This is a genomic window from Nocardia sp. NPDC056000, assembly GCF_042269265.1.
Lineage (GTDB): Bacteria > Actinomycetota > Actinomycetes > Mycobacteriales > Mycobacteriaceae > Nocardia.
Genome location: NZ_JBHJXS010000019.1, coordinates 140,227 through 152,237, shown reverse-complemented (window position 1 = coordinate 152,237; position 12,011 = coordinate 140,227). Strand labels below are relative to the sequence as shown.

The 12,011-nt window shown below is 66.6% G+C and carries 9 protein-coding genes; 2 read left to right on the top strand and 7 right to left on the bottom strand.

Going from position 1 to position 12,011, the window contains the following annotated elements; genetic code table 11:
* Window positions 1-10 precede the first annotated feature (10 nt).
* The 5 genes from ACFC4D_RS42360 to ACFC4D_RS42340 all read right to left on the bottom strand — a co-directional run bounded on the left by ACFC4D_RS42360 (window position 11) and on the right by ACFC4D_RS42340 (window position 6,205).
* A complete protein-coding gene (locus ACFC4D_RS42360; protein ID WP_375965953.1) occupies window positions 11-793 on the bottom strand; it encodes a helix-turn-helix domain-containing protein in 783 nt (260 codons plus the stop codon).
* A gap of 153 nt (window positions 794-946) precedes the next feature.
* Window positions 947-2,752 carry a dipeptide ABC transporter ATP-binding protein gene (locus ACFC4D_RS42355; RefSeq protein ID WP_376072071.1) on the bottom strand — a complete coding sequence of 602 codons (1,806 nt, stop codon included), beginning with the start codon at window positions 2,750-2,752 and terminating at the stop codon, window positions 947-949.
* Window positions 2,749-3,663 (bottom strand): ABC transporter permease, encoded by a 915-nt coding sequence (locus ACFC4D_RS42350; RefSeq protein WP_376072068.1) that lies wholly within the window; start codon window positions 3,661-3,663, stop codon window positions 2,749-2,751. Before ACFC4D_RS42350 ends, ACFC4D_RS42355 begins: the two co-directional genes overlap by 4 nt.
* Window positions 3,660-4,619: an ABC transporter permease gene (locus tag ACFC4D_RS42345; protein ID WP_376072065.1), complete on the bottom strand. Its 960-nt coding sequence runs from the start codon at window positions 4,617-4,619 to the stop codon at window positions 3,660-3,662. The genes ACFC4D_RS42350 and ACFC4D_RS42345 overlap by 4 nt, the downstream gene beginning before the upstream one ends.
* Window positions 4,616-6,205, bottom strand: coding sequence for an ABC transporter substrate-binding protein (locus ACFC4D_RS42340; protein ID WP_375965944.1), 1,590 nt, complete (start codon window positions 6,203-6,205; stop codon window positions 4,616-4,618). The genes ACFC4D_RS42345 and ACFC4D_RS42340 overlap by 4 nt, the downstream gene beginning before the upstream one ends.
* A gap of 284 nt (window positions 6,206-6,489) precedes the next feature.
* Between ACFC4D_RS42340 and ACFC4D_RS42335 the strand changes: the two genes are divergently transcribed.
* Window positions 6,490-8,802, top strand: coding sequence for an arylsulfatase (locus ACFC4D_RS42335; protein WP_376072062.1), 2,313 nt, complete (start codon window positions 6,490-6,492; stop codon window positions 8,800-8,802).
* 80 nt (window positions 8,803-8,882) lie between these two features.
* On the opposite strand, the gene ACFC4D_RS42330 is transcribed toward ACFC4D_RS42335, so the two are convergent.
* Window positions 8,883-9,620: a TetR/AcrR family transcriptional regulator gene (locus ACFC4D_RS42330; protein ID WP_376072059.1), complete on the bottom strand. Its 738-nt coding sequence runs from the start codon at window positions 9,618-9,620 to the stop codon at window positions 8,883-8,885.
* Between the two features lie 46 nt (window positions 9,621-9,666).
* Between ACFC4D_RS42330 and ACFC4D_RS42325 the strand changes: the two genes are divergently transcribed.
* A complete protein-coding gene (locus tag ACFC4D_RS42325) occupies window positions 9,667-11,268 on the top strand; it encodes an FAD-dependent monooxygenase (protein ID WP_376072057.1) in 1,602 nt (533 codons plus the stop codon).
* On the opposite strand, the gene ACFC4D_RS42320 is transcribed toward ACFC4D_RS42325, so the two are convergent.
* A complete protein-coding gene (locus tag ACFC4D_RS42320) occupies window positions 11,228-11,674 on the bottom strand; it encodes a YdeI/OmpD-associated family protein (RefSeq protein WP_376072054.1) in 447 nt (148 codons plus the stop codon). The two genes, ACFC4D_RS42325 and ACFC4D_RS42320, sit on opposite strands and share 41 nt — an antisense overlap.
* Window positions 11,675-12,011 lie beyond the last annotated feature (337 nt).

Genomic DNA, 12,011 nt, shown 5'->3' with positions numbered 1-12,011 from the left:
ACAGCGGATCTCAGCTGCTGAGGCCGAGGATGGCCATGAGCTGGCCGGGATAGGCGCCGGTGTCTATGCGGCCGGTCTGGGCATAGATCTTGCGGCGGAGGCCGGTTACGGGGTTGCGCAGGTGCAGGGTCCAGACATGGGGCGCGAAGGCCACGCCGCCCTCGCTCCAGGCATGCCGGAATTTCGGGAATTCGCCGAGTTCCTGCAGCAGATCGGTGAATCCGGCGGTATCGCCGGAGCGGCCGATCAATCCGCGCAACCACCGGACCACCTGTCGCACATCGGCTTCCCAATTCACCAGTACGCGGGTCGCCAGATCATTGCCGAACAACCAGCGGAGCATATTGCCGTCCTCGGTCAACCCGGGGAAGGCGTCATCCCAGCTGTCGTTCCAGGCCAGCACATTCGCCCGGACATCGATATAGGCGGCCAGGTTGGGACGATGCAGATCCAGTACCCGGCGCATATTCTCGGTGATGGCGCCGCACAATTGCTCCACGGTGGGCAGATCGCCCGCTCCCAGCCCTGCCAGCTCACTCAGTTGACGATGGTCGGCCGCACCGAGCGGTTCCAGTCGATCCAGATAGCGAGTAAGCGCTTCCACAACCTCGCGGGTTGGGTTACCGCGCTCACCCTTCTCCAGATGCGTTATGTAGCTGGCGCTTACGCCCGCGTTGAATGCCAGGCGTTCGCGGGAAAGTCCGCGGCCGTCGCGTAATCGCCGCAGCAGATTTCCGAAAGTGGGCGCTTCCAGCTCCCGAGATTCATGTCCGCATGGCGCATCGGCGACCACCGCAGCTCCCTTCAGCTCGCCCGGCGCACGGCATCCCGTTCGGGATGCCGCCGGGTTGCCCCCTTCGGTGGATGCTCGCATGAATCGGGCGAATTACAGGTACGCGCGACTATCCCTGTTTGTATATGTCGGTGATCCTGATGGGAATTCGGCTCATGCCCCCAGCGCCAGCCGCGGCTGCTCGGGGGCGGAGCCGGCGCTCGGCCCGTCGAACTCGACGGCACCGGGTGCCGAGCGCCGCGCCCGGTCCGGATCGGGTGCGGGAACGGCCGCCAGCAGGCGGCGGGTGTAGTCGGCCTCTGGACTGCCGAAAACATCAGCCACCGGCCCGGTTTCGACCACAGCGCCCTGTTTCAGCACGACCACGCGATCGGCGATCTGGTTGATCACCGCGAGATCGTGGCTGATGAACAGGCAGGCGAATCCGTATTCTTCGCGCAGATCGGTGAACAGGTCCAGCACCTGCGCCTGTACCGAAACGTCCAGGGCGCTGGTGGGTTCGTCCGCCACCAGCAGCCGGGGCGCGAGCGCGAGTGCCCGGGCCAGTGCGACGCGCTGGCGCTGGCCGCCGGAGAGTTCGGCGGGACGGCGAGTGGCGTAATCGCGGGGCAGCCGGACCGATTCCAGCAGATCGCCCACCTTGGCGCGCAGCAGCGCACCGGACGCGGCGCGATGCACCAGCAGCGGTTCGCCGATGGAATCCTCCAGTGTGCGACGGGGATCCAGGGACGCGGTGACATCCTGATGCACCAGGGCCACGTTCTTGCGCAGGCCGCGCAGATCGCGTTTGCCTAGGCCGTTCAGCCGCACGCCCTGCAACACCACCTCGCCGCCGGCGGGCGGTACCAGTCCGAGCGCGGTGCGGCCGAGAGTGCTCTTACCGGAACCGGATTCACCGACCAGCCCGATCACCTCGCGCGGCGCCACCGTCAGCGAGACATCCTGAAGCGCGCGGAATTCCTTGCGCTGTCGGCGATACACCACCGAGACGTGCGAAAGGCGCAGCACCGGTTCCTCTTCCGGCGTTTCGACAGGTGCCGAGGTAACGGATCGGCCGGATTGTCCGGCGCTCGCCACCGAGGACGCGGGAAGTGACGAGATGCCGTCGGGTACCACGGCGACCGCTTCGGTGACCGGAGTCGTATCGCGCGGCGCGGGAACCGTTCCGGGGAGCACCGGGACGGCGTCCAGCAGCGTTCGCGTGTACTCCTGCTCCGGATCGGTGAAAAGCTCGCGGACGGGCCGGGTTTCGACGACCCGGCCCGCGCGCATCACCACCACGCGGTCCGCGATGGCCGCCACCACGCCGAGGTTGTGCGTGATGAACAGGATGGCGGTGCCGGTGCGGGCTTGCAGTTCCCGGAGCAGGTCCAGGATTTCGGCCTGCACGGTGACGTCCAGGGCGGTGGTCGGCTCATCGGCGATGAGCAGATCGGGTTCGCCGGACAGCGCCAGCGCGATGACCACGCGCTGCTTCTGCCCGCCGGAGAGCTGATGCGGGTACCAGTCCACCCGCTTGTCCGGCTCCGGAATGTCGACCAGGCCGAGCAGTTCGATGGCGCGGGTTCTGGCCTCCGCCTTGCCGATCGACCGGTGGGCGCGCAGCGCCTGGGCGATCTGGGTGCCGATCTTCTGCACCGGGTTGAGCGCGGTCTGCGGTTCCTGGAACACCATGGCGGCGCGGGTGCCGCGCAGGGCGCGCAGTTCGGCGTCGGGGGTGCCGATGATCTCGGTGTCGCCCAGGCGAATCGAGCCTTCGGCGTGCGCGCCCTCGGGCAGCAGGCCGAGCACGGCGCGCGCGGTGAGCGATTTCCCGGATCCGGATTCGCCGACCAGCGCCACCGTCTCGCCGCGGCCGACCCGCACCCGCACCCCGTCGACCACGGTGCGAGTGCCGAAGCGCACCACCAGGTCCCGAATATCCAGCAGCGCCTCTGGCGCTGTCTCGTGCTCGCTCATCCGATCCTCCGGGCGCGGCCCAGGGCCTGGGCGATCAATAGGAATCCGAGGGTCAGACCGGACACCACCAGCAGCGGTCCGATGGCGAAGGCCGGGTTGGCGTCCAGATTGGCGATGGATTCGGAAATGAGTGATCCCAGTGAGGGATCCGGCGGTCGCACGCCGATGCCGATGAAGCTCATCGCGCCCTCGACGAAGACCGCGAGCGACATGGACAGCGCCAGCTGCACCGAGAGCGGTTCGATCACATTGGGCAGCACGTGTTTCCGCAGTGTCCACCAGGTGCCCGCGCCGATGACCTCGGCGGCCTCCACGAAGGGCTGTTCGCGCACGGCCAGGATGGCGGTGCGAATCTGCCTGCCGAAGATGGGGACCTCGGCGGCGATGATGACCACGATCACCGCCTGCACCCCCGGTCCGATGATGGCGGACAGCGCGATGGCGAAGATCAGCGCCGGGAACGCCAGGATCAGATCGAAGATGCGCTGGGTGATCACATCGGCAATGGTGTTGACGCTGGCCAGCAGTCCGGTCAGCGCGCCGAGCAGCGCACCGGCGGGCACCGCCACCAGGGCGATGAACAGGTCGATGCGAATGCCGTAGAGCACGCGCGTGAAGACATCGCGATTGACATTGTCGGTGCCGAGCCAGTGGTCGGCGCTGGGCCCGAGCAGATTCGCACCCGGAATCTGCTGTAGCGGATCGTATTTCGTGAGCAGTCCGGCCGCCAGACCCGCGAGGGCGATGATCGCCACCAGCAGGACACCCGCCAATCCCTGTCCTCGGCGCAGCGCCTGCCAGACCGGCCGGGCCGAATTCGGTTCGCGCTCCGCGTTTTCGACCAGCGCCTCGGCGCTTTCCACCGGATTCCCGGTGCTGTCCACCGATTCGGCGAGTGCGAGGTCGCTCATGCCCGGCCTCCGATGCGAATGCGCGGATCGAGATAGGCGTGCACCACATCGGTGGTCAGCTGGATGATCACGAATACTCCCACCGAGAACAGCAGCAGCGCCTGCACCACCGGATAGTCGCGGCGGTTGATGCCCTGTTCGATCAATTGCCCGATACCCGGCCAGGCGAAGGCGGCTTCCACCAGCACCGCACCGCCGAGCAGCTGCCCGGTCTGGATGCCGAGCACGGTCAGCAGCGTCGGCAGCGCGTTGCGCAGCGCGCCGCGGGTGACGATCCGCCGATGCGAAATCCCCAGTGCGCGTGCGGTGAGCACGTACGGCTTGCGCAATTCGGTGCGCAGCGATTCGGTGAGGAATCGGGTCAGCGCCGCGATCACCGGCAGCGACAGGCAGATCGAGGGCAGCAGCAGATACTGCACGGCGATATCGGGTTTGGCGATGAACCCGTCCGGCGGAATGCCACCGGCGGGCAGGATCGGAATGGCGATGCCGAAGACCAGCACGAGCAGCACTCCGGTCACGAACACCGGTACCGCGACCGCGACCGTATTGATCGCCGCCACAACGGCATTGAGCCAACGCCGGTCGAACAGCACCGCGGACACGCTCACCACCAGGCTGACCGTGATCGCCAGGAACAGCGAGAACGCGGTCAGCACAAGGGTATTGGTGAGTCCGCGTCCGACCAGATCGGAGATCTGGCCGCCGATGATGTACGACCGGCCCAGATCACCGGTGAACACCCCGTGCAGCCAGCTCAGGTATTGCGCCGGAATGGACCGGTCCAGCCCCAGCTGATGCCGGATGCTCGCGATGGTGTCGGGGGTGGCGTCCGGCCCGGCCAGGGTCTGGGCCGGATCGCCGGGCACCAGCCGCAGCAGCAGGAAGATCAGCACGGATGCGCCGAACAACACCGCCACGGCCGAGGGCACCCGGCGCAGCAGATACGCGATCATGACAGGAACGTCTCCCGCAGATCCAGTTCGCGGCGCTTGGTCCAGCCGACATTGTGCAGTTTGCGCGTGGTGGAACCCTGGGCGAGGCGGACGCCGATCTCGATCAGGAACAGGCCGTCCAGCAGCTGATCGCTCAGCGCCTGGTAGGCGCGCACCGCATCGGGTCCGGTGCCCTGCGGCAGCTTCCAGGCATTGTCGGCCGCGGCGACATAGGCGGGCGATTCGTAGTGCGAGGCGTTCTTGCGGGCATTGAACGGGTAGGCGCTGACCGTCAGCGTGGACGGTACGAACTGCGCCCAGGAATGGTCGGTGATCCACAGACCCGGGAACTGCGCGCCGATCAGCTGTTTCACGAAGGTGGCGTATTCCGTTGGCACCAGCTCGGTTTCGATACCGATTTCGGCGAGGTTGGCCTGCACGATCTGCGCGGTCGCCTCGTGGGTGGCGTAACCGGCGCTGTAGGCCAGCGGCAGCTTCGGCGGTTTGGGCACCCCGGAGAGCACCTGCTTGGCCTTGGACACATCGCGCTTGAACCGGGTGTTGCGGGCGTCGTCGAAGGCGGGAGAGGACTTGGGCCACGGCAGATTGGTGGCATAGCCGGAGCCGCGGAACACCTCGGCGATGACCCGGTCGCGGTCGATGGCGTACGCGATGGCCTGGCGCAGTTTCGGATCGGCGAGTGCCGGATCCTGCACGTTCGCACCGACGTACATCTGGAGTTCGGCGCCCTCGTAGTTGATGACGCGGTAGCCGTCCGTCTTGGCGAGGTTCTCGTTATCGCGGTACGTGATGCCGTCCGCGAAATGGATCTGACCGGACTTGAGCGCGTTCAACTGCGCCTGGTTATCGGAGATGATGGCGAATTCCACCCGGTCCAGGTACGGCCGGTCCGGCACCCGGTAATCCGCGTTCTTCTCGAATACCAACTGCTGGTTGGGGATTCGCTGCACGAACTTGAACGGTCCGGTGCCGACGATCTTATCGCCGGTGCCCAGCTGATCGATGGACTCGCTGTCCAGAATGGGCGCGGTATCGAGCAGATCGAAGATATTGCCCAGCGGCTGCGAGAAGGTCAGCTTGATGCGGTTCGGATCGACGATGTCGTATCCGGTGATGGCGGCGGCGGTGCTCTTGAGCTGCGCGGACCATTTCGGATCCGCGTAGGTGCGCAGCGAGAACTCGACATCCTTCGCGGTGAAGGCGCGGCCGGAATGGAATTTCACATCCTTGCGCAGATCCAGGGTGATGGACTGGCCGTCCGGCGCGAGGGTCCATTTCTCGGCCAGCAGCGGTTGCGGTTCCAGCTTGTCGTGCGGGTAGCGCACCAGGGTTTCGAAGACCAGGCCCACCACGTACGGCGTGGTACCGGTATTGGTGAGGATATTCGCGGGCACCAGATCCGCGAGCACGCCGTACTTCAGGGTGCCGCCCTTGACCGGCTGGGCATTGTCGTCCCCGCCACCCTTGCTCTGGTTCACCGCCGAGGTGCAGGCGGCCAGTGCGCCGCCGCCGAAGATGGCGAGTGCGGCAACGCCGGAATTGCGCAGGAAACGACGACGATCCAGTCCGCCGGGGGACGAATTCATGGGGAAATCCTCGAGATTTGTGGCCGCGCGGACGGCGGCCGGGGTGCTGTGGACGCACCCGTGGGGACTTTTTCAGAAATGCGGAATACGCGCGGGCCGGGCGCGTCAGGCACAGGGTCGACAGCACAGCACCCGAGCGGGCCGGATGATTCCGGTGCTGGGCGTGCAGAAGCGACTGGTGTGCATGCGGCGACGCTAACAGCGGGTGAGCACTCGATCACCGGTTGTGCGCAGCGTGCGCGAAACCCTGGCCGACACGGCGCAACCGGATCTTTGCTGAGAGAATGCCTGTTCCCCCTCATGCTCGTGGTTACGAGAACTTCGCCGGTGAAATCGGCCGCACCACCGCTGATTCGACGCCGGAGTGGATCTACCCGCCGACCGCCCCGGCCGGTGCGCCCAACATCATCGTGGTGCTGGTCGACGACATGGGTTTCAGCGATATCGGCCCGTTCGGCTCCGAGATCGACACCCCTACGCTGGATCGCATTGCCGCGAATGGTTTGCGGCTCACCAACTTCCACACCACCCCGCTGTGCTCGCCGTCGCGGGCCGCGCTGCTGACGGGCGTGAATTCGCATCGCGCCGGATTCGGTTTCGTCGCCAATGCCGATCCCGGTTATCCGGGGCTGCGGCTCGAGCTTGCCGATGATGTGCTGACGCTGCCGGAGATCCTGCGCGGCAATGGATATGCCACCTACGCGGTGGGTAAATGGCATCTGGTGCGCGATGCCACGCTGCATCCGGCCGCGAATCGCGATTCCTGGCCGACCCAGCGCGGATTCGACCGGTACTACGGGTCTTTGGAGGGGCTGAACTCCTTCTACCACCCGAATCAGCTGGTCTCGGACAGCTCACCGGTGGATGTGGAGGAGTATCCGGAAGGCTACTACCTCACCGACGATTACACCGATCGCGCCATCGGCTATATCAAGGAACTGCGCGCGCACGACGCCGATAAGCCGTTCTTCCTGTACTTCGCGCATACCGCCATGCACGGGCCGTTGCAGGCCAAGCCGGAAGACCTGGCCAAGTATCGCGGTAGGTACAGGGAGGGCTGGGATCGCCTGCGGCAGAGCCGATTCGCCTCCCAGCTCGCACAGGGCCTGTTCCCCGAGGGCACACAGCAGAAGCCGCGCAATACCGAGCCCGGTTATGAAGCGCAGGAATGGGATTCGCTGACGCCCGAACAGCAGTCCCGTTTCGAGCGGTACATGGAGGTGTACGCGGGCATGGTCGACAGCATCGACCAGAGCCTGGGCCGGATCGTCGAAACCCTGGAGCAGTTCGGCGAACTCGACAATACGATCATCGTCTTCACCTCCGACAACGGCGGCACCGCCGAGGGCGGACCGGAGGGCACCCGCACCTACTTCGCGCAATTCGCGCAGGTGGACGAGCCGGACTGGGAACGCGATGTGCCGCACGATGACGAACTCATCGGCAGCGCCAAGCTCGGCGTGCACTATCCGCGCGGCTGGGGCCAGGCGTCCAACACCCCGTTCCGCTTCTACAAGGGGCAGACCTTCGCGGGCGGCGTGCGCGTCCCGTTTCTGCTGTCCTGGCCCAAGGGCCTGCCGCGCACCGAGGACGACAACGGCATTCGCCAGGAGTACACGTACATCACCGATCTGACCCCGACGCTGCTCGAGCTCGCGGGACTGGAACGGCCGTCGGTACGTAATGGACTGCCCGCCAAGGAATTCGACGGCATCTCGGCGATCGAGGTGCTGCGCGATCAGCAGGCCGTCTCCCGGCATATCGAACAGTATTCGGAGATGACCGGCCACCGCGGCTTCTACCGCGACGGCTGGAAACTGCTGGCCCTGGCCGAACCCGCACGCGGCGTGGACAATCCGCGCTGGCAGCTGTTCGACGTGCGCACCGATCCCACCGAATTGCACGACCTCTCCGAGCAATTCCCGGAAAAGGTGGCCGAGCTCTCCGCCGCCTGGGACGACGCCGCTTGGCACAACACGGTTTTCCCGCTCGTCACCCGCCAGGATCTGGCCACGCGCCGCCCGGAAGAGGCGCGATTCGGCGAACGCGTCCGCATCCTGCCCGGCACCCCCACCCTGGAGCGCTACCGCTCGCAGCGCCTGATCGCCTACCGCGACTTCACGATTGCCGTCGAGGTGGCGGGCTACCGGCCCGGTGACGAAGGCGTCCTGGTCGCACACGGCGACCCCCAGGGCGGCTACCTGCTCTTCGTCGAGAACGGTCACCTGTTCTTCGGCTACAACGCCTACGGCCGCTACACCACAGTCGACGCGGGGGCGATTCCCGAAGGCAGCCAGCACTTCACGGTCTCGGCGGTGGTCCGTCCGCACCTGCGTTGGGACTTCACCATCGGCATCGACGGCGTCCGCGCCGCCCACCTCCCCGACCAGGTCCAACTCGTCGGCATGGCTCCGTGGACCGGCATCTCCGTCGGCCTCGACTCCCGCGGCCCGGTCGATTGGGACCTCCGCGACCGCCGCGGCGTCTTCCGCTACACCGGCAACCTCCGCTCGGTCACCTACCGCCCGGGTGCGATCGGCGTCGACGAGGACACCCAGCGCGCACTGGACTCCGAAGCCGAACTGATCGCCGAATAGCGACCGGTAGACCGCAGGCCCGCACGTGATCGTGCGGGCCTGCGTCGTATCCGCTATTCGTCAGATGTCTTGTGTCATAGCTATTTCGGGAGATCGAGCCGATCGGTGATTCCGTCCAGCAGGGCGGCCAGCGTCCAGGCCACCGGACCCTCGGTATCGATGGTGCCCGCGACCGTGCGGTTGTCCAGCCAGCGGGCGAAGGCGGGGTGATTGCCTGCCGCGAGGGTGGGTTGCAGGAATGGGGTGGCGACCGCGTCGAGTTGGGCGTCGGTGTGCAGGCCGGTGCGGGTGCGCATGCGCATTTCCTCGGCCAGTTGCAGTGCGGTGCCGATCAGGTGGCCGTCGATCGCATTGGTGATGCGGGTCATGTCATCGGCGGAGATGCCGAGCGATTCCAGTAGGGCGAAGCGGAAGTCGAAGTAGCGCAGGGCGTTCGGGCCGAAAGGGGGGCGGGTGTGCACCAGGTGACCGAACCAGAGGTGGCGCTGGATGACGGCCCAGGTATCCAGGGATAGCCGTTCCAGGGTCACGCGCCAATGGGAAGTCGTTGGGGGCAGCGGGATTTCGGCGTAGACCGCGTCGATCATGAGGTCCACCAGGCCGTCTTTGCTGCCGACGTAGCGGTAGAGCGACATGGGGGTGGACGCGCCGACGGCGGTGGCCACCCGGCGCATGGTCAGCGCGGCCGCGCCTTCGGCGTCGGCGATGGTCAGCGCGGCGCGCAGGATATCGGCGCGGCTCAGCGTGGTGGTGGGTCGGCCCGGGGGTTCGGGCAGCGTCCAGATCAGTTGGCCGGGTGGGGATTGGTCGTCGGTCACGGTCACCTCCTTGCGACGAATTCAACCATTCGTGTACAACGTACACATGATGTACGACGTACACGCACCCCGGGTTCTGATTGTCGGCGGCGGATTGGTCGGGCTGTGCGCCGCGCTGTTCCTGCGGCGGCACGAGGTCGAGGTGACACTGGTCGAGCGGCGGGCCACCACCTCTCCCCAGCCGAAGGCGCGCCGTATCAATCTCCGGACGATGGAGCTGTTCCGACAGCTCGGGATCGCCGATCAGGTCTTCGACGCGGCACGGGACCTGGCGAATCATCAGGCGATGGCGGCGGGGCCGACGCTCGCCGAGGCCGAGCGGCTACCGGTGATGTTTCCGGGCGGGATGCCGGATTGGGACGCGATCACCCCGGCGGGGGCGTGCCTGTGCGCACAGGATCTGCTCGAACCGGTGTTGCGGGAGATCGCCGAGGCGCGCGGGGCCGATATCCGGTTCGGGGTGGAACTCATGGACTTCCGTGAGCACCACGGCCGGGGCGACGCCGCGCACGCGAACGATCTACCGAGCGTCCCCCGGGATGGCGGTCCCGGCATTCGTGCGATCGTGCGCACCGCCGGGGGCGCGATGGACACCCTCGACGCCGACTATCTGATCGCCGCCGACGGCGCGAACAGCCCGATCCGGGAGCGGCTCGGGATTACCCGCGGTGGGCGCGGCACGCTCGGCAGCGCGGTGAACGTGTACTTCCGGGCCGATCTGGGCGAGCTGGTGCGCGGGCGCGAGTTCAATCTCTGTCAGATCGAGAATGACCGCGTGCCAGGGGCTTTCGCCTCCGTCGACGGTACTCGGCGATGGATTTTCACCAGCGGCGTCGGCGTCGACCGGCCGGCGCGGGACTGGCCGGAAGCCCTGCGGATCGCCATCGGCCTACCCGATATCGATATCGAGGTGCTGAGCGTATTGCCTTGGGAGCCCGGGATGTTCGTAGCGGACACGTTCCGCTCGGGGCGGGTTTTCCTGGCGGGGGACGCGGCGCACGTCATGCCGCCCTTCGCGGCGGCCGGAGCGAATACCGGTATCGAGGACGCGCACAACCTCGCGTGGAAGCTGGCACGCGTCCTGCGGGGCAGTGCCGATCCGGCGCTACTGGACACCTATCACTCCGAACGGCATCCCGTCGGCTGGTTCATCGCCGATCAGTCGAGCATTCGCACCCTCAGTCTGCGCACCATGACCAGGGAGTCGACCGATGGCACCCCGCTGGCCGATCCGATCGCGCTGATTCTCGGAAACCGTTATCCCGCAGGCGCGTTCATCGACGACGCGAGCGCGCACACCATGACGCGACTGGATACGAGCGGTCAGCCGGGCACGCGTATGCCGCACGCGTTCCCGAACCCGGGCCGATCGACGCTCGATCTGATCGGCAACGAGTACGTCCTGCTCACCGGACCGGCGGGCAGCGCATGGCGCGCGGCAGCCGAGCAGGCGGGCATCGACAGCCACGAGATCGACGAAAACTACTGCGTGACAGCGGGTCTCACCGCATCGGGCGCACTGCTCATCCGTCCCGATCAGATAGTCGCATGGCGCGCACCGGAATTGCCCGCCGATCCGGCGACGGCACTGCGCACCACCATGGAGCTCATCGACCGCGCTCCCGCGCGACATCGACTGCCTTCGTAATGCGCTTGGCCCGCGTCTCCGGCCGCTTGGCCTCCGCGACCCCGGTGGCCAGCTCCCGCCTATTCGTATAGGACAGTCCGTCGAAGGCGTCCCGCACGCCCGCGTCCGCGAGCGCGGCGGCCAGGTCATCGGGCACCTCGACGGTCCGTTCGGCGGTATCGCGCTCGACCGTCACGGTCACCGTGTCGCCCGGCCCCCTACCCAGCTCGGCGCGAATGCCTTTGCGGATTCCGAGGCACGGCCCATCTCCCATCGACATGATCGATCCGGTGTACGCGATGCCGTCGAAGGTGGCGCGGACCGGGATACGGCCCCCACCGCCGAGCGCCGCGATGACGTCGGCGGGAATGGGGATATACGCGCCGCCGCCGGTGGCTTCGTGGATCACGCCCTCGAATCGGTGCATGAGCGCATGCTATTCGAGGCGCTCGCGAGTACGCGGGATATTCACCAGCGATCCGATAGCAATCGGATTTCGCTTCGAACTTCTGTTAACAAATGTAAACCGCGAGAGAACCGGCCGTTTCCGAAGCATCACCGCGAGCGCCCGAAAACCCTTGTGTAGCGCGGCTATTTACCCTCAAGAAGGACATTTCCGCAGGTGGGTGTGGATCACATCCTCTTACGTCGCAACCCGCCAGTGACCACCAGGTTGCGCCGACCTCACAGCTCACAATGGGGGTCAGCGCATTGTGAGACAACCGTTTTGCCACCCGCTCGCACCTCTTTACAGTCGAGCCAGC

Excerpts from the sequence above, each read along its gene's own strand:
- ACFC4D_RS42325 (WP_376072057.1), top strand. The coding sequence starts at position 9,667 with ATGATGTACGACGTACACGCACCCCGGGTTCTGATTGTCGGCGGCGGA.
- ACFC4D_RS42320 (WP_376072054.1), bottom strand. The coding sequence starts at position 11,674 with ATGCACCGATTCGAGGGCGTGATCCACGAAGCCACCGGCGGCGGCGCG.
- ACFC4D_RS42350 (WP_376072068.1), bottom strand. The coding sequence starts at position 3,663 with ATGAGCGACCTCGCACTCGCCGAATCGGTGGACAGCACCGGGAATCCG.
- ACFC4D_RS42335 (WP_376072062.1), top strand. The coding sequence starts at position 6,490 with ATGCCTGTTCCCCCTCATGCTCGTGGTTACGAGAACTTCGCCGGTGAA.
- ACFC4D_RS42340 (WP_375965944.1), bottom strand. The coding sequence starts at position 6,205 with ATGAATTCGTCCCCCGGCGGACTGGATCGTCGTCGTTTCCTGCGCAAT.
- ACFC4D_RS42345 (WP_376072065.1), bottom strand. The coding sequence starts at position 4,619 with ATGATCGCGTATCTGCTGCGCCGGGTGCCCTCGGCCGTGGCGGTGTTG.
- ACFC4D_RS42355 (WP_376072071.1), bottom strand. The coding sequence starts at position 2,752 with ATGAGCGAGCACGAGACAGCGCCAGAGGCGCTGCTGGATATTCGGGAC.